Here is a 23,662-nt window from a genome sequence, read left to right on the forward strand (position 1 = left end):
TGCCGCCGATGTCGAGCGAGCACGTCACTTGTCCAACAGCGGATAGAATTGGGTCCACACCTCGTCTTTCTTGGCGTTAGCGATATGGCAAAAAGCGCAATCGTCTTTCGCCTTAACCTTGGCCATTGGAGCCTTTGGCTCGTGATGATTAAAGTTGAAGTATCCCCACCCGTTGGTTTCGGCAAAACGCTTCGAATCTTTGACGGTCACATCGCCGCCGTTGAATTTCCCGGGAAAATAGCCCCTGCCCGACGGTTCGGTTCGAGATCCATCCGGCATCTGCTGTGGAAGAGTGAGCTGCAGCTCTTTGAAAAAGATCGTCCCCTCGGGGAATTCACCAGTCTTCTTGTAGATCTCGTACGACCCTGGCTCGATGTAGACGTTGTGAAATTCCGGAAAGTTTGCTTGGCCACCATTGAGAGCGTTAGGAGTCAGCGGGGACCCTACGTACACCCACTCGTGGAAGTCCTTCGGCAGAAGAAGCTGCCCGTCGGCTGTGAATTCGGGCAAGTAACGAGTCCTGGTCTGGGCACTGCTATTTTTGAGCGATCCAAAGAACAAGGTCGTCGCGACCGCACTGCTCACAACGACGACGGCGGCTGTCCGAAATCCGATACGCATCTCTTTCTCTCCTGCGACTTTGGCCGGACGCGAGGTCGCGTCGGCGGCTGATGAGCTTTCCCATCGTAAGTCAGACACGAGATACCCGGTTGGTGAGTGCTGCGCGCGTCGGCGATTGCCTTCACTTTTTCCATCTTGATGCATTTGGCTAAGCACCCATCGACAGACGAATTCTTTTGCATCAAGTGTAGGCCGAACGATCGGCGGGCGACCGGATGAAGACGTCCCAGTTCTTCTCGCGCGGCGCACTTACGGCGAAGAAAGGCATGTTTCCATGGATGATGAGGCTCACATCTCTCGCGGGTTTAGGTCGAAGCGACGCGAGCAAACTACGAAGAATCGTGTGCCGCCCGGGCAGTACGTGACAACCGAATTCCCGGTTCTTTCGGCGGGCCCAACGCCACAAACCAAAGTGGCAAACTGGAATTTGGCCCTTCAGCTTGGCAGTTCCCTGCTCCGGGAATGGAGTTGGGCCGAGCTCGAAGCGCTGCCGCAGACTACGGTCAAGACCGATATTCATTGCGTCACGAAATGGTCAAAGCTCGATACGACATGGCAGGGCGTCACCTTCGATGATCTGTTGAAAGCAGCCGGGCTTTCGGAGCCTCCCGAACCTTATGCCATGGCTCATTGCGATGGTGGCTATTCAACGAACGTCCCTGTTGCTGATCTGGTCGGGGGCAAGGGCATGATCGTTACTCGTTATGACGGCCTGCCGATCGCGCCCGCTCACGGCGGGCCAGCTCGCCTGTTGGTGCCGCATCTTTACTTTTGGAAGAGCGCTAAATGGGTGCGCAGGATCCGATATATGCCGAAGGACGAGCGCGGCTTTTGGGAGTCACTGGGATATCACAACTACGGCGACCCCTGGAAAGAGCAGAGATATGACGGGGACTAATCCCGCTTCTCCACCCAAACGGCTTGAGTGGCAATTTGCTCAGGTGCGCGACGCCGTGGTGGAAACGCACCGCGTAAAGAGCCTCATGCTGCAGCCGGCCGGTTGGCCAGGACACCTGCCGGGTCAGCACGTCGATATCAGGCTCACAGCCGAGGATGGCTATCAAGCGCAGCGCAGCTATTCCATTGCCTCTCCACCTGAAGACGAATTGCTTGTGTTGACCGTCGAGCGAGTGAAAGATGGCGAGGTTTCTCCCTACCTTCTGGATGAGCTACGCGTCGGCGACCAACTTGAGCTTCGCGGACCTATCGGGGGATATTTCGTCTGGACAGGCGCCGCAAGGGAGCCGGTTTATCTTCTGGCTGGTGGAACGGGTATCACGCCGTTGATGTCGATGCTTCGTCACCGCGACAGGTTGCCAAGCCGCCCTCCGGCCTTACTGATTTACTCGGCCAGAAGTTGGGAAGATATAGTCTACCGAGACGAGCTCGAGGCGATGATGCGGCGCGACTCCAGCCTTCGCCTTGTTTACGCGCTTACCCGCCAGCAACCAACGGACTGGACGGGTCACCGGGGAAGAATCAATAAAGGCTTGCTTGCAGCAAACTGGTTTCCACCCGCACATAGCCCGACGATCTATGTTTGCGGTCCCACCACCTTCGTCGAGACCGCTGCCAGTCTTCTTGTAGAGCTCGGATTTGACCCTCTCAGCATCAAGACAGAACGATTCGGTCCATCAGGAGGATAGATACCATGGCTAATAACGTCTCCGATCTTGTGCTCGACGGCAAAGTCGCGGCATGTCTCCTTCAGCGGATCTTCACTCCCGACATCACACTCGCGAAGATTCGATGCGGTTCATGCGATTGTGTAAGCGGTGTGGGATCCCTGACCTTGCATGCGTCTCCGATGGGAGCGGTTCTGAAGTGTGCAGACTGCGAGAGCGATCTGATGAGAGCGGTTGATACGCCGGGCGGTCTGTGGCTCGAGATGACCGGCGCGCGATATCTACGATTCTCGCGGTAGTCGCAAAAGACAATGCGGCCGCCAGCACACATATGGAGAGCGCATGGGCGAATGCACCTCTCCGAATTGCCGCAAATGGACTCTAGTCTCAGCAATATCGAAAAAGCGTCGATCGAGCTCGCCGAGTAACTTCACAGGCGCCGGTGTTTCCTCCCGCCTCCCAGGCCGAGGCGCTGCGGCCGGTCGATATGCGGCCGGCCGCATTTCTATCTTTGCACGGTCCGTTCGAGCTCAAAGAGGAGATTGTTCCAGATCGCCGCCGCAAGGGAAAACCTTCGAGCTGATCGAGCGTGCGGCCGCCTACTCCGGTGCTGCAGACGATGATCTGGTGGCGCAAACGTATTGCCGATGAGAAAGCGCGGATTGAACTTATGACCAAACGGCGTGAAGACGTTCTGCCAAGCACAAACTCTAATACGAGGAGAAGAGACATGACGAAAAGTGGGATCAAGAGGAATATGAAGGTGATCGGAGCTGATGGTGTTCACATCGGAACTGTGGATCGCATCACAGCGGGCAGGATCAGGCTGACCAAGAACGACAGCGGCGAAGGACGACACAAGGGCCACCATCACTATATTGACCTGGGACTGGTCGCGGATATCGAGGGTCAGACGGTGCGGCTGTCGGCGGTTGCGGCCACCGCAGTTACCTTCGAGGAGGAGAAATCGGGGGAGCCAACCTAGTCAACTTGAGATACGGGAGGTCGAATACCTGAAACCGGAGGAGCGGGAGGATGTCATTCAGCTTTATGAATCTCTCCACAAAGAGCCCCTGAACAGATTAGCGTCCCAATTCCGGATGCCGCACGGCTTTCTGCTTGACTCCGATTCCGTGGCGCAGCTCGCACTGCGCTCCATGTCTATGCCAGCCCTCTTTAGCGGCATATTGCCGACCGTGATGACAGCCATGAGCGAAAGTTGGTGCGAGCCAGAGTAGGAGTACGAAGGCGATGGATGGGATTGCAAAGCGATTCATTGCTAGGCCCTCCTGGCGATCACATCATGAGGCGTAGAGCTTAGCACCTAGCGGGAGCTTGCGCCAACGATGCCATGATGCCGGCGACCAAAGGTATGCGCTCCAATTGAGCGTCCCAATGTGTCAGAGCAAGTGTCCTAATTAGGAGAACCTGGCACCTGGTCGACGCCAACATCATTCGGATCTCGATTTCGGAGCTCGAAGGTTAAATTCTTAAGGCCAACGACGCGCTCCTCGTGCAAGAGGAGCAGGAGGCGCTCGCCGATATCACCGGTTCCAGTTGGTATTCCGTCGGCTTATCGGCGTGTTCGCGCATCCGGAACATCCCCTCACGCTGTTCCTCGACGATTTGCAATGGCTCGACGCAGCCACGCTGGATTTGCTCGAGGATCTGCTCACCCGATCGGATTTGCCGCTCCTGATGCTGATCAGGCGCCTATCGCGACAACGAAGTCACTGCTGCCTATCCGCTTATGCGGAGACTCTATGCCACCAAGAATCATATCCATAGGATGAGCGATACAATGCTACGACCTTCAGTTACATCGGTTGATCAGGGTTTTCGCGAGATCGACGGCGCATTGACCGCCTTGTCGATCTCGGCCATGAGCGCACTGCCGATGTTGTCCGGCGTGATTGGGCCGACCAGTTTGTAGGCGATCTTGCCGTTGCGGCCGACAATAAAGGTTTCCGGCACGCCATAGACGCCCCATTCGATCGCGGCGCGGCCGTTGGCGTCGACGCCGATCGACGCAAACGAATTGCCATAGCGGCTGAGGAAGCGGCGAGCGTTGTCGGGCGCGTCCTTGTAGTTGATGCCGATCAGCTGCAGCCGGTTGTCCTTGGCGAGCTCGGTCAGAAGCGGCGCCTCGTCATGGCAGGGCACGCACCACGACGCCCAGACATTCACGACGCTGACCTTGCCCTTGAAGTTTGCCGGATCCAGCCCCGGCACTTCCGCGCCGTTGCTGAGCAAGCCCTGCAGCGGCGGCAACGGCGTCTGTGGTGCTGGATGTTCGATCAGGGCGGAGGGAATCCGCGACGGATCGCCACCGCCAAGCCGGAACCAAAACAGAGCGGCCAGCGCGAAAAAGACGATTAGCGGCAGCACTATCAGCCATGAGCGGCGCTGCGGGCTTGCTTCGGATGTCACCTGTACGGTCATCTACGACTCCGTTGCGCTGTGTCAGGAGCGCCGCATTACGCCGCTGTCCGCGAGCTCACGCAGGCGGCGCTTCTGGTTGCGGTAGTCAAGCGCGATCGAGGCGATCAGGAGCGCCACCACCGTTGCGGCGGCGAGGTAGGAGGTCACGATAAAGGAGGCGTAAGGGCCGAGCGACATGGTGCGTTATGCCGGTTGCGAGGCAGGCGAAGCCGCGCTCACGTTGCTTGACGAGACGCGTGCCTGCATCATTTGAAGGGCGCGCACACGCCGGCGCAGGATTTCGTTGCGCATCGCCGCTACGTGCAGGGTGACAAACAGCAGCGTAAAGCCGACCGCCATGACCAACAGCGGAATCAGGAAGGCGCGATCGAGCGTCGATCCGCCCATCCGGAACACCGAGGCGGGTTGGTGCAGCGTGTTCCACCAATCGACCGAGAATTTGATGATGGGCAGGTTGAGCGCGCTGACGAGCGTCAGCACCGCAGCCGAACGTGCGGCGCGCGACGGATCTTCCACCGCCCGCCACAGCGCCATCAACCCGAGATACATCAAGAACAGGATCAGCACGGAGGTCAGCCGCGCATCCCATTCCCAATAGGTGCCCCACATTGGCCTGCCCCACAGCGAGCCGGTCACCAGCGCGAGAAAGGTGAAACTAGCGCCAATGGGCGCTGCGGCCTTGGCGGCGACGTCGCCGAGCGGATGTCGCCACACCAGAGTGCCGAGCGCGGATGCGCTCATCACAGCCCAGACGAACATCGACAGCCATGCGTTCGGCACATGGATGAACATGATTTTGACGGTTGCGCCCTGCTGGTAATCATCCGGCGCCGTCGCTGAAAGATAGAGGCCGACTGTGAGCACGATGGCGGTCGCCGCCACGAGATAGGGCAACAGCCGCGCCGTCAGCGACAGAAACCTGGTCGGATTGGCAAGGTCGATCAGCGTCATGGCTCTCGGGTAGCAGTCGCCACCGCCCGAGACCTTCGCTGCCTCCCGCTGTTGCTGGATAGCGTTGACGGGCTCCAAACAATGTTGAAGCAACAATTCCAACAAGCTGCCCATGGTTTAATTGACACCGATTGTTTCCGCGACGTGAGGCGCCGGAAGGCCGACGCTGCGGAACGCTGCCCGCTCTCTACACGACCCTGTGCCAGGAACGTCGCGAAAGGAGAAATCCTCGACCAAGGGGCTCGACCAGATTTCGGCGAGCGCAGCAGTTAGGTGCCCGATATCCGCCTCGGAGTGAAACGGTGACACGGTGATACGAAGTCGCTCTGTACCGCGCGGGACCGTCGGGTAGTTTATGGGTTGAATGTAGATATCATATTCGTTCAGCAGGACATCGCTGATCTGCCTGCAGAGGTCGGCGTTTCCTACCATTACCGGAACAATGTGACTAGGATTTCGAAGATGCGGTACGCCAATGTCATCAAGTCGACTCCTGAGCGAGGCCACCCGGCTGTGCATGGCTTCCCGCTCCGTCGAACTTGACTTGAGGTAGCGCACGCTGGCTAGCGCGCCAGCCGCGACGTGCGGCGGCAGAGCCGTCGTAAAAATAAAGCCAGACGAATAGCTACGCACAAAGTCGCACAATGCTGCCGACGCTGCGATGTAGCCGCCAACGACCCCAAAGCCCTTAGCCAGCGTGCCTTCCACCACCGTCAGCCGATTGCTCAGTCCCTGTTGCGCAGCCACGCCACCACCATGCGATCCATAAAGACCTACAGCATGCACCTCGTCCAAATACGTCATGGCGCCATATTCTTCGGCAACATCACATAGCTCTGCGATCGGTGCGATATCCCCGTCCATAGAATAGACCGATTCAAACGCTACCAGCTTGGGCGCATCAGCGTCGACCTCCGCGAGTTTTCGCGCAAGATCAGCGGGATCACTATGTGCGAAGATCCTAACCGGAGCACGGCTACCTCGGATGCCTTCGATCATAGAAGCATGATTCAGTTGGTCAGAAAGCACGACGCAACCCGGGATGCACGACGCTAGCGTGCCAAGCGCAGCCCAGTTCGAGACATAGCCCGAAGTGAACAGAAGCGCGGCCTCCTTCTGGTGAAGATCGGCCAGATTGCGTTCGAGGAGGACATGGTAGTGATTAGTGCCCGAGATATTGCGTGTACCGCCGGCACCCGCCCCGCAGCTGTCGAGTGCCTCATGCATAGCTGCCAGCACGGCTGGATGCTGTCCCATTCCAAGATAGTCGTTAGAACACCAGACCGTTACCTCCTTTTTCCCGCGGGCGGAATGAAGTGTTGCGCGAGGAAACCTGCCTACCTTGCGTTCCAGATCGGCGAAGACTCTGTACCGACCTTCCTTACGCAGTTCATCGAGCCGCTTGCAGAAATACGCATCATAATTCATGGTGCACCTGGAGTTGGAATCGATGCGGGTTCAACTTCGCTAATGCTCGCGCATACTCCTCGCCGATGCTATTCGGGCCAGCGGTAGGAGCGAAGCTACCCAACCGGCACGGTAATCCAGCTAGAGTATGCCGTCTGTTGCTGCATTGCTCGGACTTCGCGGAGATTGCGCAATGCCCGCGGACCGATCTCGGCCTTCGCCTTATCAGTGAGCTTTGGCGTCGTGATGAAGATATGGGCGCCTGCCTCTGCCAGTCTCTTCGCAGTCGCCAGCCCAATTCCGCTCGAGCCACCGGTGACAACGGCGACTTTGCCTTCTGGGTTCGACATCGCACGTCTCCCTCCACCGGACATTCAGCAACCAACAGCGACCTTGGTCATGAGGCCGCTGGCCATTTCAATGGCCACGGGCCTGGCTCTAATCCTGCAACGATCTGTTGGAAGGCGCTATTTCGAGAATTGGCTTTGACGGAGTGTAAATTGGCAAGAACTGGCTAAGAGTGGCACAGCAGCACAAGCACGCAAGGCGTACGGACAGAAGATGCCCGACATCACGCAATCCCTCCCTGTTGACTAGCACTACAGTTGCCTTTTATGCAGTTTTCTGAATCCATGGGCAACCATGATTCGAAGATCGTGGACGCGGCCAGCGTCGATTGAAGAGACGCTTGCGCTGTGGGCGACGTCGCTTCGTGAGATCAAGCAACGGATACGTCCGTTGTTCACGCAAGAGCGTGTTGCGAGGAATGCAGGCTTGTTTCTGGAAAGCCTGCTCGGAGATGAGCAACGCAAGACCGGTTGGATGCGCGCGGAGGCAGCTGGCGATCCCGGTCCTTGGCGGCAACAGGCGATCCTGGGTCGCAGGGATTGGGATGCTGATGGTCTGCGCGATATCGTCCGCGATTATGTCATCGAGCATTTGGCGGATGACGATGCGGTGCTCGTGATCGACGAGACCGGCTTTCTCAAGCAAGGCAAGGCGTCGTGCGGGGTGGCGCGGCAATACACTGGTTCCGCCGGCAAGATCACGAACTGCCAGATCGGCGTCTTCGCCGCCTACGTGTCGCGCCACGGTCATGCGTTCATCGATCGCGCGCTGTATCTTCCGAAGGAATGGACCGACGATCCAGATCGTCTGGAAGCCGCATATGTGCCTCCCGGTGCTGGCTTTGCGACCAAGCCAAAGCTTGCAACGAGCATGATCGCACGCGCCATAGCCGCGTCTGTACCATTCAAGTGGGTTGCTGGTGATACTGTCTACGGTGTTGGCGATATCGAACAGCAATTACGCCGGGCAGGCAAAGGCTACGTGCTCGGGGTCAGCAGCGCTCATGTATTTCAATCCTGGGGCAAGCGGCGATCGGTCGCCGGCAAGGCCGCGGACATCGCTCGGACGCGGCGCGCGTCCGATTGGAAACGCCTGTCGGCAGGGGCCGGAACCAAAGGACCGCGGCTGCACGATTGGTGCTATCTCGAATTGGCCGATCTCGAGGTCGAAGAATTTTACAGCGCAAATCATGGTCTTTGGACACGAGGTCTGCTGATCCGTCGTCGTATCGCCGATGGCGATCTCGCCTTCTTCACCACCTGGTGTCCAGCGGGAACATCCATCGAAACGCTGGTGGCGGTCGAAGGCCATCGGTGGGCGATCGAGGACAGCTTTGAGACCGCGAAAAACGAGTTCGGGCTCGATCACAACGAGAGCAGATCCTGGCATGGGTGGCATCGCCACGTTTCCCTGGTGATGCTCGCCTTCGCCATGATGGCGGTGATCCGCCATCGCGCCAATTCGCCGCCGCCCAAAAAAACGAAACGCCGAACCACGGCGAAACTCAAAATATCACCAATCCGTCATTGATCCGTTGGTCAATCCAGGAAGTCCGCCGCATCGCCATCAGGCTCGCCCGAAAGCGGATCCAACCCGCACACATCATCGCATGGTCACTCTGGCGCAGAGCTCACCAGGCCGCCGCCCAACGGGCCCACTTCAAAAAACGACAACTGTAATGCTAGGGCCGCGAGACCCGTCTACGGCCCCGTTCTTTTAAAGGCGCAGTGAACAGAAATGCGTGGCGCGACAGCTGCGCAACGAATTCCCCGCATTGACTAACGCTTCGCAATTCCCGGATGAAATAAACATACGGCCTGATCGTACCTGCTCCTCATCAGCGCGAACGGTACGAATCGAGTTCAGTGACTAATCGCGCCTTTGATTTCATCGACAGGAAACGGATATAGCCCTCCTTGTGACGAGCGCAGACGGCGGCAACGACGCAGGCTTAGGCAGGCTCTTGGCCTTCGGTCAAGACGGAATGCCACTAGGCGCTTTCAGCGACGATATTTGCATTACAAGTCATTACTGATCCACGGAGCGAGGGGATCGGCTGCGATCATCCTGCTTGCCGTGTCGCTCTACCAGTTGAAGCAAGACGCGACTCTGCGTAACGGCGACCGACGCGGTAACAAACGACGGCATCGACCGGCGGGGGTCCAAGACTCCACGGCCCGCCAATGCGAAAGTTACTAGTCAACACATCAAAACACCAGAAATAGCACGATCGACACATCTGCGAGAGAAATGGACAAGTCAGGTTAGGTCTTGGCCAAATACGCTACGACGGCTCGTCTTACAGCCGCACCGGCTTTGTAGACTGCCAGAGTTGAGGCTTCGATTCTTAAACTTCATGCGGAAATGCAATCGAGGGAGGCAGAATGTGACCCACGTCTATTTCCATTGCTCCAGTGACCAAGGGATATTGATTGATCAATACGGCGCCGCTGTAGACAATCTTGTTGAGGCGCGTGACCACGCTGCAGGAGTTGTGCGGTCCCTCATCATGGCGCACAGCGCAAAGGATTGCCGGGATTGGGTCCTGCACGTCAGCGATGACATTGGCGTCGAGATCTTCGTGGTGCCCTTCACGTTCGTACTCGGCGAGGCGAATTGAGGACTTGCCATCTCGCATCGGTGGCTGAGATATTCGCCGCATTGCCGCCAGTAAGCTAAAAGGAACGGAGCCCCCAACCGAAGCGCGCCGCTCCCTTTGTCAAGCATTCGCGCAGGGCGCGCGTGGAGAATCGGCGGCATACGGATCGGTGTCGGTGTCGTGCGCAGGCGTAATTCGACCGCATCGACACCGGTCGCGTACGCCAGTTCGTCCATGGCAGACTCTAGGGCAATATCCGTCGTGCTCAATGAACGCTAACTAGAGCGGGTGGAGCGTGCCATTCTTCTCTAGTCCTTCGATCGTTGTGATCTTCTTTCCTTCCAGCATCGCCGCCAGGGTCATGCAAGACAAAACGCGCCGACCATCGATTTGCACGGTGCATGCGCCACAATCTCCGCGATCGCATCCTTCTTCGTGCCGGTCAGCGTCAACTTTTCGCGCTACGCATCAAGGAGCGTCATGCGCGGCTCAACCGCAATCGTGCGAGCTGCGCCGTTGACCGTCAGATTTACGGGTACGGGCTCGATGCATGACTTGCCTGTGGCGGTGCCGCTGGGTCTTTTATCGGTCGCAGCGTCGCCGGACCCAGATTTTGGCGTCTTGCTCATTTGGCCCTCGCGACCTCGGCGGCGCTAATACCCTCCAATGCGAGCCCGTATCCGACGCCCTCGTCGATGATGCGTCGCAGTTTCTGGGTCAGCGCGATGCGCGTGTACCTTGTGGTGAGCGGCGGCAGCTTGGCGAGCCCTTCGGCAATCTCGCGGGCGCGGGCAAGCAGCTTGTCGGCAGGCACAATTTCGTTGACGGCGCCCCATTCCTTGGCCGTCTGGGCATCGAGCTCCTGGCGGGTGAGGATGAAGTAGCGGCCCCGTACCGTGCCGATCACTTCCTGCCACAGCAGATGGACGCCATCACCGGGCACGATGCCAAATTCGAAGTGTGGCTTATCCTGAAAAACCGTCGAAGGAGAGGCCAAGACAATATCGGAGAGCAGGATGTATTCGGAGTGCAACCGCACCGGGCCGTTCACCGCAGCAATGAGCGGCACTTCGATGTCGAGGATGTTCATGAGGACTTTTTTGCCTTCTCGATAGATCTTGTCGTAACCTTGCGGGGTAAAGAAATCGAAGCCCTCAGGGCTAATAGTCTCCATGAAGGCCTGGCCGCTGCCGGTCAGAATCACCACGCGATTGTCTGGGTCGGAACCGATGCTGTGAAAGAGATCGACGAATTGTTCATGGGTGTGCCCGTCAAAGACGAGCGTGCCGCCATCAGTGTGCAGCGCGACTTCCAGCACACCACTTTTCGAGCGTGCCAGGCGGGCGTTGTGGAAGCTGTCGCGATAAGCGTCTAAGCGGGACATGGTGAAAGGCCATTCTGTTTCGAATTTGTAGGTTGGCCGTCAGGCCTGGGGGCAAAACTAACAATTTCATGCGCAGATGAATTGACTTGGATTGCTCTAATTTTTTCGACGTTGTGGTCCTCGATGTGTTTCGGTTGCAATAGTGACCCTCTAAGTCGGTGGCTCGGTGTCCAGCGCCGAAGATTTGCAATCGATGTCGCGTGGTTATGTCGGGTATGGCCGGGAAGTCCGGAAGTAAATCAAAGAGCAAATCGACGCCCTACGAGGGCCCGGCGTTGACAAAATCATCCTCGCAATTCTCCGGAAGGCCACTTTGACCCGCGCGAGGAAGTCATTTTGCGATCTAATGCCTCTTCGCGCAGCCAGCTCGCACCGGCCGGGATGTCCTGACCTCAGGATAGTAAAGGGCGGGCGACCTAGATTGACCGCGGCGGCCCTCCGTCGAAGAGCCGTCAGAAGTGCGGGCGGTCGAATATCGGTGGGCAGCTCCGCAGCAGTTGGCCACACCGATGTCCTTAGAGCGAATGGCTCCTTCGCGAGGCACGTGTCCCAGCCTGTCCACTATCCGCACCAGATCGGCGATAGATCGCGCTCCCATTTTGGACATAATCCGACTACTGTGAACGCGAGCCGTGTGCGTGCAGACTCCCAATTGGCCTGCAATCTGCTTGGGTCCGTGTCCTGCTGAAAGCAACACCATTGTCTCTCTTTCGCGAGGCGAAAGCGATGCGAGCCGGGTCCGTAGCTCGTCCAAGGTCTTTTTTTGCAAGCGCAGCGCGCGATCACACTCGATGCCGCTTTTCACCGCGTCGAGTAGCTCTTCATCTTGAAAGGGTTTGATAAGATAGTCTACGGCCCCAGCTTTCATCGCCCGAACGGACGTCCTTACCTCATTCTGAGCGGTAAGAAACACCAAGGGTGTCTTGCGTCCGGTCTTTGCTTGTCGGGACTGAAGATCGAGACCGCTTATGCCGGGCAACCGCACGTCTAGCACGATACAATTGGGCGAATGAGACCTGCTTCTCTTCAAATATTCTTCGGCCGATTTGAAGAGCTCGATCATCAGGCCCGCCGCTCCGAGCAAGATCCGCAATCGCGCTCGCGAGGAGTCGTCGTTGTCGATAATAGCAACTAAAGCTCGGTCAACGGTCATGAGTTATTACCACCATCCTTGCTAGAGCCCAAGACAGGCTTCGTTCTTCTCATCGGTCTGTGCAAAATCGCAGCATTAGACCTCTGCGAGCGATCTGCCGAAAACAATTCGCCCAAAGCGACGGCGGCAAGCGGCTTATTCTCCATCGGTATGTGTCCGCCAACCGAATGGGTATGAGCCACTCCAGGCGCACGGTCGGAAGATCGCCGGTAACTGGCAAGCAACAGCACCGAAGGACGCTCGTGTGTGAGATAGCCTGATCGCGCCGGCAGGCTCAGTGACCGGCCGGCGCCGACCACCCGCCGCCATAGTACGCAGGCTCTGAAACCGTTGGCAGGACCGGGACTGCTATCGAAGCGTCAGTGCCGCAGATCCCCTTGGACACGGTCCGCACGTGGCGCGATTTGTGCGCATGAAGGTGGTCGGCAGCTATCGCCACTTGTGCCAGCGAAGCAAGAATCAACGCGCTACCAAACATGGTGATCGTCACGATCGTTTTCATCTTTTTCTCTCCTAGGAGTCCGCGAGCGGGTGATCGACGAGCTTGACGCCGTATCTTGAAGTTCTTCGAGTTCGGCTGCTTCGATCAGGTTGCTACGAGTTGATCAAATTTGGCAGAAGGTTCATCTGGTTATGGTGCAAGTCTCGCGGGAGCTAGGTTATTCTCCCCTCCTCGCGGCGTGATGATTGCTAGATTCGAAACATCGAAAGCTATGTCGGGCTCGCTCCATGAGCTGGAATCGAAAGCCAATTACGTTGATCAACGTCTTTACAGTCGATCCCTGCGATCATTAGAAATTGATTGATGTTCCTGCACCGGCTACTGATGAGATGAAGTCGTTGGTCGAGCGCCCGGATTAATCTCGTCGGTTCTTCATCGGAGTCTCGATGGGACGAAGGTTGCGATGTATGCCCATATTGAAGATTATGAAGCAATGCGGCGTAATCGAGCGCCACTTCCTCGCCATCGGACAGTTTGAGCCTGGGATGTACACCATTGTCCGGTCGTTCTCGCCCGACGAATCGCTGTAAGTGAAGGGGCGATTACCATTTCTAGCCGCTGTGCGGACCGTTGGCGGCAATCATCAATTCCGTTAGTTTGCGCGTGCATCTGCCTGGATGCCCGTCATAAATACTGATTGCGAAAAAACCAAGATAGTCACGGCTAACGTTACAGTCTCTTGCGTCAGAGCAGGTTGACGGAATCGTCGCAGCATGTTCTTGCTTCCGGAGTCCCCTGACATGCCCCGTGGCGATCCATGGCACTCTACTCTGAGAGGCGCCCTGGGGGCGTCATGTGGCACCTCCCAATGCGAAGCAGTATACGGTATCCGACGGGTGCAAGGGATTGGGCGGCGGTGCGCACAAGTGGTTTCGCCCATCCGGATTATCCCTATTGCGTTCCACCTTTTCCGACGGAATGAGAATGTACCTCCCGTCTTCTCTACGTTTGGCGTAGATGTTTCCGGCAATGTACTGGATTTCAGTCGGATAACAGTCCGCGTCGTTGCAACAGCTAGCCGATGGATTGTCGGGCATGTGCCACGTTGAATAGAATTTTTCGTGTAGCCACTGGTCTTGTGGAGGATGATGCAGGGTCGCCTGACCTTCACCCTCTTGCGCCTGGAGTGGCAACCCCGCCAGTAGACAGCAACTCCACAGGATGAGTCTGAACAAGCGGCCCAAGGCGCACCTTCGTTGTTTTCCGAATTACGAAATCGCGCGAATTCACGCATGACTTTCAATGCAGTGCCCTAGGCGGCGGTCTGAAGTTGGCATAACCATTTGCGGTTCTGCTCGCGGCGGGCCTTGAGGCGTTCAACGCACTTCTTTGAACAGAGGGGAGTTCGCCAGGAATAATGCCGGATGAGACCAAACGGTCCGTCACAGATCGCGCAGCGCTTTGGCGCGCCATGCCGTGTATTTTGAGAGCTGTTGAGCATTGCTGTCTCCTCTAGTCTTCGCGTGGGTCCTAATTGTCATTCCTTCTCTGTTGTCTCACTTCGTTCACAAGCAAGGTGGATCCCGATGCCATAACAATGATTGCGCTCAAGCTGTCGGCCAAATCGTTGACCTTCGGTCACGCAATCGACAGATCTAGAACTGGCAGCGAGATTAAGATGGTAGAGATGGATGGCTCAATTGTACGTAGGTGCGCGCCGATAACCGAGAGGGCTGTAAGAACTAAACAAAGGTTTGTGCTGATTGCCCATCGTTCGCAATCCTTCTGCGTGCGGCCGACGGGCGCTCGCGCGACCAGGCCATAACACTTGTTTGAACCGCGCTAGCGGAGCGCGATCTTTGTGGTTACTTCCCCGGTGCCCGGTGACGAAGCGTCTGGCTTTGAGATCAGAATGCAAATGAAACAGCGCAATTTCAGTCAAGAGACGGCATGACTGATCAAGCCCGCTTGAGAGAGCACGATATTCTGGAAATGGTCAGACAAGGAGCATGAGATGACAATGCTTAGAATTCTCGGAGCGGTCGCGCTCCTGTCAATTAGCGGTGAATCGCCCGCGTTCCCACAGGCGGCAATACAGGAACCGGGTGCGTTCGCTTTTTATCACCCCAATGCCGATGTGTTGAATGCAGGCCGGCCATCGGTTCGATCGTTCTATCCAATGAGCGCCTTTGCAAGTAGTGCGCACGAACCGCGCCTGCGAACGCCTTCGCGGCGCCACCGCAAGTGACTGTCCTAGATCCCTATTGCCGGCTACTATTCGGCGGTCGACCAAGAAATACTTTGCTTCTTTCGGGCAGAAATTCGGCCTCGCGCCAAGCCCCGATCATAGTCTGGGGCTTGGCGCATGCACTGCAGGGCACGTAGGCGGATCGGTTCTCGTCACTTATGCTCTACTACCTCAAGCGAGCAGTTGCATCGGCGATCAATGACCGCAACATTGGCACACTCGTTGATTATCGGGTCGTCACCATTTTATTTGGCAGAATGTTTACCGTCCTCTACACGTGGCAATCCGCGGCAAGTGCGAAGCAAACGGAATAAGTACCCACAAGCATTTGTCGCGTTCACTGCGGTAAAACTCAACCTCTGGCTTGTGCGATATTCCCCAAACTTGGCCGCTATCTCACCTGGCAGGCAACCCATTCCCGGGAAGCTGCTAAACAAGAAAAATCTGAACGGAATCAATAAGAAAGAAATCGAAAAGCTTGGGACGGGATCGGAGTTCCCGAGATCAACGCGACGCACAAATCCCTTGCCTGACGGGCAGCCCCCTGAGCCACGGGTCCACAACTCATCGGTTGGACGCAAGAATCTTCTCGCAACGCGCAGTAAATTGGAACCGCGCGGATCGGAACTATCCGCTAAATATGTTGGCCCCGGATTTCCGACAGCATTATAATCGCTGACGCCTCTGTGAGAAAGGAAGGTGCCTCAGTCAAAGAAGGGCACAAGATCAAGCGAGGTCGGGTGTGCGAGTAATTGGAGAGTCGGACAAGCCACCGAGAAAAAAGAACCGGCCCAACAGTCGCAACGGTCGTCACCATGAGACGCCTGGCCGGTCGCGTCAGAAATGCGCGCAACGCGCCGGCGGCAAAATCGCCGAGCCCTTCCGATCCTTCGACTGGGCATCAACTGATCTTGGCCCCATTTCAAAGTGGTCGCAACCTGTCCGAAGCGCCGTAGCGATTTGCGCGAGCATTGCGTCGACTCAATATGAAGCGCTGATCTCGGCCGGTCGAGCTCAACACCGGCGCATAGCCGAACTTGGCAGGCAGAATGACGCACTGCGTAGTCAGGTTTCTTGGCTAAACGCGACTTTGGACGCCGTGCCGCCGCAGCTCGAGGTTCTCGATAAAGTTCCGTGGATGATATGGACGATCACGCCCGATGGTAGGTGCGAATTTGTCAATCGCTTTTACCTCGAGACCACAGGCCTTTCCGCGGATCATTGCACGGCGCCTCCCGCGGTGTGGAAAAAGTCACCGCGTGATCTGCCGCCATTTCTTTCCGGCGTCCATCCGGATTATCGGGACCGCGCAGCCAGCTCATTTTGGGACGGTGTCGAGTCGGGCCGAGGATGGACCTATGAAGCTCCATTCCGTCATGCCGATGGAGCCTTTCACTGGCATGTACGTCGCGCTATCCCGTTGCACGATTCGAAAGGAAATCTTGTTCGATTTGTCGGAACTTGTGCCGATATCCAGGATTTCAAAGTTGCGCAGGAACGGCTTGAGACCGCTGAAGAGCGAGCACGCCTTGTCGTCGATCGCGCGCTTGATGCAATCATCGTCATTGATTCCGACAGCACAGTGTTGGATTGGAACGAACAGGCGCAGGACATATTTGGATGGTCTCGTGCGCAGATACTTGGCAAGCAGTTGGCTGATAAGATAATTCCTCCGGAATATCGGAGAGCGCATAAGGCTGGTATAAAACGTTTTCTCACCACGGGCGAAGGCCCACTACTGAACAAACGCATCGAGATCACGGGGTTGCATAAGGAGGGACACGAGCTGCAAATCGAGCTGTCAATTGCACCCATGAAGGTGGGTAACCGTTGGACATTCAGCGCATTCGTTCGTGATTTGACGGAGAGCAAGCGGATCGCTGAAACGCTTCGTGAAACTCGGGAAGAACTCGCTTGGATGTCCCGCCTCACGGCGATGGGCGAGCTCTCCGCATCCATCGCCCATGAAATCAAGCAACCGCTGTCGGCCATAATAAGCAACGTTGAGACGAGCCTCTATTGGCTAGCAAGCTCAAGCCCCGATATCAAAAAAGTAAGCGTCATTACCCAACTAATTGGACGCGATGCGAATCGCGCAATCGACATCATCGGACGCATTCGGTCCCTGATAAACAAAACCGTCTCCGAGCGGGTACCTCTCGACATGAACGCTCTAATCAACGATGTACTGGACCTTACGGGATGGGAGTTGCGGAAACGTCAGGTATCGGTGAAAACGGAACTGTCTTCATCGCTTCCAATGATCTTGGGCGATCGAATCCAGCTGCAACAGGTCATCCTCAATCTTATCCTTAACGGCATCGAGGCAATGGCGCCCGTGGAGGATCGGCCGAGGGTCCTCTCCGTCAAGTCGGGACCATTCAAAGAGGGCGAGATACAGGTTTCCTTCCATGACACGGGCGTAGGCATCGATCCGGCGTCAGCTGACCAAGTTTTCGAGGCCTTCTTCACTACCAAGCCAAATGGAACGGGATTGGGATTGTCTATTTGCCGGTCGATTGTCGAAGCTCATGACGGGCATATCTCGGCAATGGCGGGAATTCCTCATGGTGCTGTTTTTCAGGTCAATCTACCCAATGGTCGGTGATGCTCCATGACTGAGGAACCAACTGTTGTTGCCGTTATCGATGACGATCAGTCGATCCGTGATGCATTGGGAAGATTGTTCGAGACGGTTGCCCTCAAAGCAGAGCTGTTCGGATCGGTCGACGAGTATTTGCGAGCGAGCAAGTCGCGCCCTGCCAATTGCATCGTGTTGGACGTGCGGTTGCCCGGCCCTTCTGGTCTCGACTTTCAGACGCAGCTTGCCAGGGCGAATAACCGAACCCCTATTGTATTTATCACCGCGCATGCCGACATTCCAATGTCGGTCCGAGCTATGAAAGCCGGCGCGATAGAATTCCTGACCAAGCCCTTTCGGCACCAGGAGCTCCTTGATGCGGTTCGAAATGGCATCGAGCGCGATCGATCGCGTCGCGCGGAAGTCCAAGCATTAGCCGATCTTCAGTCTCGGCTGGCGTCGCTCACACCTCGTGAACGACAGATAATGACGTTCCTAGCCGAGGGGCGCATAACCAAGCAGATAGCCGGCGAAATCGGCATAAGCGCTATGACAGTTCGCATTCATCGGAACCAGGTCATATCGAAGATGGGCGCGCGATCGACCGCTGATTTGGTTCGAATGGCCGACAAACTGGGCCTCCCATCATCGAAAGGGCGAGCTGACTAATCGAAACGATAATCAGCCCCCTTATTTGATTAGTGGCGGTAGCGAAATCGCGATTGAGTTGCGCCCAATCCTCTGCCATATGGAACAAAAGGGAGAATTTCGGTGACCTCTGTTCCGTTGATATCCATTGTAGATGACGACGAGAGCGTCCGGGTGGCAACAGGCGGGCTCGTGGAGACGTTTGGATACGACGTCGAGACCTTTGAATCGTGTGAAGCATTCTTGGGCTCGCGGTTGCTCAATGAGACACGATGTTTGATAGCTGACGTGCAAATGCGCGGAATGAACGGCCCGCAGCTGCAGGAGCATCTCATAAACTCCGGCATAAAAATGCCCGTTATCTTTATCACAGCAATTCCTCGCAGCAGCACTCGTGACCGGGTACTGAAGCGGGGCGCAATTGCGTATCTCGCCAAACCATTCGACCGAGCCACATTGCAGAAACGCCTCCAGCGGGCGCTTGGAGACGAGGGGATGTTCTGCGATTAGGCGAGCCGTAAGGCGCACGGGAGTCCACGGGGAGGCGGCGGTCTCATTGACCGTTCCGGATTGCCGGACGAGCGGGTCACATCGCCCCAAACGGGTGATACAGTTCCCTATTTTGTTCGGTGGTACGTACCCGGCTCGTTCGACGGGCGCGCGAATTCTGCATTAGAACGGCACTCCTTCTATCGGTAAACTTCCATCTCTCGGGCTCCTCGATTAGTTCACCGCATAAGGTGACTTATTGCGAGTCGAGCTCGATAATTAGTTAACGAAACGGGCACTCATCTAAACGACACGCAAGGCGGACTGCTCTTTATTTCGATAGCCCCAGCGAAAGCGCGAATGGAATTGCGCCATGTGCGATCCTATGAAGACCGCGTGGATGGGGGCGAAGTCGGAGGTAAGACGCCATGATGACCAACCAGACATGCGTAAGCGAGACGCTAGCTTGCGCTAGGAAACCCCCGCATTTGGAACAAGTGACTGCCTCAACCGCGATCGAGGCGCCGGCTAACGCGCGGATGGCCGGGAGAGCGATCGAGAGAGGGGCGACCGAGCATAAGATCCTTGAGGAAGAATACGAGCACGAACCGGTGCCCACATCTCATCGCCAATCGACCGCTTCAGTAGCAGCGGTCTGGTTCGGTTTTCCTATGATCCTCACTAACGCGGTATTCGGCGGCGTCATCGCATACAACCTTGGTTTCTGGTTAGCTTTCGCGGCCGTCGTCATTGGAAACACTATTCTTCTGATGTACGTCGGCACACTCAGCTACATCGCCGGGACTACGGGACGCAACTTCGCTCTGCAAGCCGAGCACACGTTTGGGAAACATGGTTATACTATCGCGTCCGGCTTTCTCTCGGGTATTGTTGTCGGCTGGTATGCCTTTCAGGTGGGATTGACCGGCACAACAATCCATCAATCGCTTGGATGGAACGAAACACTGATCATTGTCGTTGCTGCGATCCTCTACACCGCAGTAACGTTCATCGGGATTAGGGCGCTGTCCATTATCGGAATCATTTCAGCACCGCTATATGTGGTACTGGGTCTCGTTGCGCTTGGTTTGATCTCCGCCGGCCATGGTCTCAGTGGCGCTCTTGACTATGGTGGGCTTGGGACGGCCAGTAATATGACGCTCGGCAGCGCCGTTACGATCGTCATCGCCACTTTCGCCGATTCCGGAACCATGACCGCGGATTTTACACGCTGGGCCAAGGACGGGCCGAGCGCGGTCCGCGCGACATTCACCGCGTTTCCCGTCGCGCACATGGTTGCCCAGCTCTTCGGGATGATTATCGTTAGCGCCGGCGGGGCCGCAGATCCGGCCACAAACGGTGGTGACTTTCTTCCTTTGTTAACCTCTCGTGGCCACGTACTTGCCGCCATCGCGGTTCTGTTCGTCTTTGTTAACTTGGGATCTGTCTGTACCCACTGCCTTTACAATGGAGCAGTCGGATGGAGCCGGATTGTCGGCAGCAAAATGCGGATACTGACGATCGTCTTGGGCGCTATTGGTGGTATCGCAGCCATCGCGGGAATCTGGACCTTGTTTCTCGACTGGCTAAACTTGCTTGGCGTCCTCGTTCCACCGATCGGCGCTGTGATGATCACAGACCAATTAGTTGTCCGGCACTATTCTGGTATCGAAAAACTGCCGAGCTTCCGGCTAACCGCATTCGCGGCATGGGCCTTCGCAGCCGCCGTGGCCATTGTTGTCCACTACATGGCCCCCTCCTATTCGGAGGCAATTGCGGGCTTAATCGCCGGCGCTGCAAGTTACTACGCGCTGTCAATCGCCTCCAGATTGACGCAGCGGCTTCCAGCTACTTAGGCGTCCATAGACTAGCGATAAGGACTTGGAACAATGACTACGGAATCACTTCAGTCGAAAATGAGAAACTTTCACCTTGTGAAACGGGAAACTCGCGCCATGAAAAAAGCCGTACCTCCTGCTTCCGCCGTCCCAATTACGGACGACCCAACTGTACTTGTGACCGACGATGATCCGCTCACCCGCGGTGCACTTAGCAGTTTGTTTCGTTCGATCGGACTGAGCGTAAGAACGTTCGCATCCGCAACGGAGCTACTGGAACGTCCACTGCCTGCCGTCCCCAGCTGCCTGGTCTTAGATGTCAGACTACCTCGGCTGAGCGGGATCGACCTGCAAAGAGAACTCACTCGATTAGGGGTGAAGATACCCATCATCTTCATTACCGGTCATGGGGATATTCCAATGTCGGTCCAGGCAATGAAGGCCGGCGCAGTCGACTTCCTAACAAAGCCGTTTCGTGACCAGGAGATGCTTGACGCGGTGACCGGGGCTCTCGAACGCGACCGGAAGCGTCGTAGGGAAGAGCAGTCCAATTTGGATATCCGAGCCCGGTCTGAGTCCCTGACCCCTCGTGAGCGTCAAATAATGGCGCTGGTGACAGCTGGCCTTATGAACAAGGTGGTCGCCGGTAGAATCGGCATAAGCGAAATGACCGTGAAGATTCACCGTGGTCACATGATGCGAAAGATGGGCACGAAATCGCTGGCCGATCTGGTGCTCATTGCCGAGCACCTCGGCATCCGGGGGGAGGAAAAGTAGGGATACCAGGGCGTGGACTCATTAGCGCGCAAATGGCCGGGCTTGCTGCTGGCTCGACCCGGTCGCGAATGACCCCAATGTATCGATCTCCACGTTCAAAGGAGATATACTGATGCCACGCTTGGTGTTTAATCGGACCTTGGAACCGGAACGATTTGTCACTGGCGCGTGCGCAGCCGCAGGAAACCTTGCCAGCCTAGCGTTTTCAGAGACGGCGACGCTTCGTTAATCGTTGTAAACTGTCTCAATGGGCAGAAATGGCGGTGAACTACAGCAGCCTGTGATGGGAATGGCGAAGCTGTTTGAGCTTCGTGCCGCGCGTTCGAGCCGCTGCGAAGAGTCCCTCCGATGATGAAGCCGGCCGTAATTGTCCCAGAGGATCAGCCTTTCACCCTTGCGAGCTTATCGCCGGGCCGGCCGCAGAGACGGCTTGCCCTTGCGGTCGCGCTCGCCTTCCTTGGCGCCCTTTTCATCTCGGCAGGGACGCTCTCGAACATTCAGCTGGGACGGGTCGACGCCTTCGTCCCGGCCTATGGCACGGCGATCTTCGTGAATGACTTGATCACCGCGGTCCTGCTGTTCAATCAGTTCGCCATCCTGCGTTCGCGTGCCCTCCTCGCAATCTCTAGTGGGTATCTCTTCACAGCGCTCATGGTCATCCCATGGATGCTTACCTTTCCGGGGCTGTTCACGCCAGGTGGCCTGCTTGGCGCGGGGCTACAGAGCACGCATTGGCTCTACGTTCTGCAGTACGCCGGTTTTCCTACGTTCGTCATTGCATATGTCCTTTTGAAGGATGCCGATCCGCCCAAGCAATTGTGGGATGGCTCAGTGGGCACAACCATCCTTTCGAGTGTAGCGATATCCGCAGCCGTCGTGTGCGCCGTGACAGTTCTTGTCATAGCGGCTGATGCATACTTGCCCCGCGTCTTAATCGATCCGGTCCATTTTTCTACCCTCTGGCTCTATCTTGCTAGTTGTCTAATCCTGTGGAATGCACTTGCACTCCTTTTGCTCTGGATCCGCCAACGTTCGGTGCTCGATCTGTGGCTGATGGTGGTTGTTTGCGCGTACGCAATTGAGATCTATCTGGTCTCGTTTCCCGGTTTAGCCCGGTTCAGCGCCAGCTGGTATGCCGGCCGGGTCTTCGGGTTCGTGTCCAGCATTCTTGTACTCTTTGTCTTATTGCATGAGATAACGACGCTTTACGCGCAACTGTTCCGCGCGGTCTTGGCGCAACGTCGCGAACGTGAGGCGCGACTGATGACCGGCGACGCGGTCTCGGCTTCAATTGCCCACGAAGTCAAACAGCCACTAGGGGCGATCATAGCCAGTGCGAACGCGGGATTGAATTGGCTTGATCGTGTCGAGCCTGACCTCGATCGTGTCAGGGATGCATTGCGGCTCGTCGTGACCGCCGGACACCGTGCGGACGCCGTGATCGAAAATATCCGGGCGCATTTCAAGATGGGTGCACGGACCCGCACTTCGCTTGATATCGACGATGTCATTCAGGAAGCTCTGGCCGTCGTTCGCGACAAACTGCAGACACATCGCGTCGCCGTTCAAGCCAACCCTAACGAACAGCTGCCGCGGATAAGAGGCGAACAGATTCAGCTCCAGCAAGTGCTAGTGAATTTGATTACGAACGCAATTGACTCCATGGCCACGAAGAATGGGGAGCGGGTGCTATCCATAAGGTCTGAAGTCCATCACTCTGGATTTGTGATGGTGTCGGTGGAAGACACAGGGAAAGGCCTCGAGGCCGGCGCCGTGGATCGGATATTCAACCCAATGTTCACGACCAAAACGCACGGCATGGGCATGGGGCTATCGATCTGCCGGTCGATTATCGAGGCGCATGAAGGGCGATTGTGGGTGACCGCCGATAAGGGCCGCGGCGCCACTTTTCACTTCACGGTGCCTGTAGATCAGGGCAGCCCACCCTAGTCGGGCCGACCCCATCCGTGTCACGGTCGCCCGCGAATGCTTAGGCGATTTTCTGCGCCGCCTAAGTCCGACTATGGCACTCACGTCATTTCGCTGCGCTGCGGAATTTGGTCGCTATCCGAGCATAGCGGACTCAGGCAAGCCGTCCGCACGGCAGAT

21 protein-coding genes and 2 pseudogenes are annotated in these 23,662 nt (G+C 56.7%); 13 read left to right on the plus strand and 10 right to left on the minus strand.

Features of this window, described 5'->3' with window-relative positions:
* Window positions 1-24: 24 nt before the first annotated feature.
* Window positions 25-621 (minus strand): cytochrome P460 family protein, encoded by a 597-nt coding sequence (locus V1289_RS13815; RefSeq protein WP_334397457.1) that lies wholly within the window; start codon window positions 619-621, stop codon window positions 25-27.
* A gap of 274 nt (window positions 622-895) precedes the next feature.
* Between V1289_RS13815 and V1289_RS13820 the strand changes: the two genes are divergently transcribed.
* The 5 genes and pseudogenes from V1289_RS13820 to V1289_RS49660 form a co-directional block, all read left to right on the plus strand.
* Window positions 896-1,519, plus strand: coding sequence for a sulfite oxidase-like oxidoreductase (locus tag V1289_RS13820; RefSeq protein ID WP_334397458.1), 624 nt, complete (start codon window positions 896-898; stop codon window positions 1,517-1,519).
* Window positions 1,506-2,267, plus strand: a complete 762-nt coding sequence (locus tag V1289_RS13825; RefSeq protein ID WP_334397459.1) for a ferredoxin reductase — start codon at window positions 1,506-1,508, stop codon at window positions 2,265-2,267. Before V1289_RS13820 ends, V1289_RS13825 begins: the two co-directional genes overlap by 14 nt.
* Window positions 2,268-2,272: 5 nt before the next feature.
* Window positions 2,273-2,545: a DUF6510 family protein gene (locus V1289_RS13830; RefSeq protein ID WP_334397460.1), complete on the plus strand. Its 273-nt coding sequence runs from the start codon at window positions 2,273-2,275 to the stop codon at window positions 2,543-2,545.
* A gap of 431 nt (window positions 2,546-2,976) precedes the next feature.
* Window positions 2,977-3,231, plus strand: coding sequence for a DUF2171 domain-containing protein (locus V1289_RS13835; protein WP_334397461.1), 255 nt, complete (start codon window positions 2,977-2,979; stop codon window positions 3,229-3,231).
* A gap of 563 nt (window positions 3,232-3,794) precedes the next feature.
* Window positions 3,795-4,059, plus strand: a pseudogene (locus tag V1289_RS49660) (AAA family ATPase); the annotation flags it as partial.
* A gap of 17 nt (window positions 4,060-4,076) precedes the next feature.
* Here the strand turns inward: V1289_RS49660 and V1289_RS13840 are convergent.
* The 5 genes and pseudogenes from V1289_RS13840 to V1289_RS13860 all read right to left on the minus strand — a co-directional run.
* Entirely contained in the window at window positions 4,077-4,688 is a 612-nt protein-coding gene (locus V1289_RS13840) for a DsbE family thiol:disulfide interchange protein (RefSeq protein WP_334397462.1), read from the minus strand.
* Between the two features lie 21 nt (window positions 4,689-4,709).
* Window positions 4,710-4,865 carry a heme exporter protein CcmD gene (gene ccmD / locus V1289_RS13845; protein ID WP_334397463.1) on the minus strand — a complete coding sequence of 52 codons (156 nt, stop codon included), beginning with the start codon at window positions 4,863-4,865 and terminating at the stop codon, window positions 4,710-4,712.
* Window positions 4,866-4,871: 6 nt separating this feature from the next.
* Entirely contained in the window at window positions 4,872-5,639 is a 768-nt protein-coding gene (locus V1289_RS13850) for a heme ABC transporter permease (RefSeq protein ID WP_334397464.1), read from the minus strand.
* Window positions 5,640-5,756: 117 nt separating this feature from the next.
* Window positions 5,757-7,067, minus strand: coding sequence for a 5-aminolevulinate synthase (gene hemA / locus V1289_RS13855; RefSeq protein ID WP_334397465.1), 1,311 nt, complete (start codon window positions 7,065-7,067; stop codon window positions 5,757-5,759).
* A 220-nt stretch (window positions 7,068-7,287) separates the two neighbouring features.
* Window positions 7,288-7,396, minus strand: a pseudogene (locus V1289_RS13860) (SDR family NAD(P)-dependent oxidoreductase); the annotation flags it as partial.
* 292 nt (window positions 7,397-7,688) lie between these two features.
* Here V1289_RS13860 and V1289_RS13865 point away from each other — a divergent pair.
* Both V1289_RS13865 and V1289_RS13870 read left to right on the plus strand, forming a co-directional pair.
* Window positions 7,689-8,924, plus strand: a complete 1,236-nt coding sequence (locus V1289_RS13865) for an IS701 family transposase (protein WP_334397466.1) — start codon at window positions 7,689-7,691, stop codon at window positions 8,922-8,924.
* A gap of 856 nt (window positions 8,925-9,780) precedes the next feature.
* Entirely contained in the window at window positions 9,781-10,014 is a 234-nt protein-coding gene (locus V1289_RS13870; RefSeq protein WP_334397467.1) for a DUF6894 family protein, read from the plus strand.
* A 258-nt stretch (window positions 10,015-10,272) separates the two neighbouring features.
* On the opposite strand, the gene V1289_RS49665 is transcribed toward V1289_RS13870, so the two are convergent.
* The 4 genes from V1289_RS49665 to V1289_RS13885 all read right to left on the minus strand — a co-directional run bounded on the left by V1289_RS49665 (window position 10,273) and on the right by V1289_RS13885 (window position 13,032).
* On the minus strand, window positions 10,273-10,389 hold the full coding sequence (locus V1289_RS49665; protein ID WP_442895996.1) for a hypothetical protein: 117 nt from the start codon (window positions 10,387-10,389) through the stop codon (window positions 10,273-10,275).
* Window positions 10,390-10,618: 229 nt separating this feature from the next.
* Complete coding sequence (locus V1289_RS13880) at window positions 10,619-11,377, minus strand: enoyl-CoA hydratase/isomerase family protein (protein WP_334397468.1); 759 nt, start codon at window positions 11,375-11,377, stop codon at window positions 10,619-10,621.
* 343 nt (window positions 11,378-11,720) lie between these two features.
* On the minus strand, window positions 11,721-12,530 hold the full coding sequence (locus V1289_RS49670) for a response regulator transcription factor (RefSeq protein WP_442895997.1): 810 nt from the start codon (window positions 12,528-12,530) through the stop codon (window positions 11,721-11,723).
* A gap of 274 nt (window positions 12,531-12,804) precedes the next feature.
* Window positions 12,805-13,032, minus strand: a complete 228-nt coding sequence (locus V1289_RS13885) for a hypothetical protein (protein WP_334397469.1) — start codon at window positions 13,030-13,032, stop codon at window positions 12,805-12,807.
* Between the two features lie 3,287 nt (window positions 13,033-16,319).
* Here V1289_RS13885 and V1289_RS13890 point away from each other — a divergent pair.
* From V1289_RS13890 to V1289_RS13915, 6 genes are all read left to right on the plus strand, one after another.
* Entirely contained in the window at window positions 16,320-17,828 is a 1,509-nt protein-coding gene (locus tag V1289_RS13890) for a PAS domain S-box protein (protein WP_334407448.1), read from the plus strand.
* Between the two features lie 6 nt (window positions 17,829-17,834).
* Window positions 17,835-18,470, plus strand: coding sequence for a response regulator transcription factor (locus V1289_RS13895; RefSeq protein WP_334397470.1), 636 nt, complete (start codon window positions 17,835-17,837; stop codon window positions 18,468-18,470).
* Between the two features lie 102 nt (window positions 18,471-18,572).
* Entirely contained in the window at window positions 18,573-18,959 is a 387-nt protein-coding gene (locus V1289_RS13900) for a response regulator transcription factor (protein ID WP_334397471.1), read from the plus strand.
* A 476-nt stretch (window positions 18,960-19,435) separates the two neighbouring features.
* Window positions 19,436-20,794 (plus strand): cytosine permease, encoded by a 1,359-nt coding sequence (locus V1289_RS13905; protein ID WP_334407449.1) that lies wholly within the window; start codon window positions 19,436-19,438, stop codon window positions 20,792-20,794.
* A gap of 99 nt (window positions 20,795-20,893) precedes the next feature.
* Window positions 20,894-21,553: a response regulator transcription factor gene (locus V1289_RS13910; RefSeq protein WP_334397472.1), complete on the plus strand. Its 660-nt coding sequence runs from the start codon at window positions 20,894-20,896 to the stop codon at window positions 21,551-21,553.
* Window positions 21,554-21,901: 348 nt separating this feature from the next.
* Window positions 21,902-23,503: an MASE4 domain-containing protein gene (locus tag V1289_RS13915; protein ID WP_334397473.1), complete on the plus strand. Its 1,602-nt coding sequence runs from the start codon at window positions 21,902-21,904 to the stop codon at window positions 23,501-23,503.
* Window positions 23,504-23,662 lie beyond the last annotated feature (159 nt).

It is taken from the genome of Bradyrhizobium sp. AZCC 2289 (genome assembly GCF_036924615.1).
Taxonomy (GTDB): domain Bacteria; phylum Pseudomonadota; class Alphaproteobacteria; order Rhizobiales; family Xanthobacteraceae; genus Bradyrhizobium.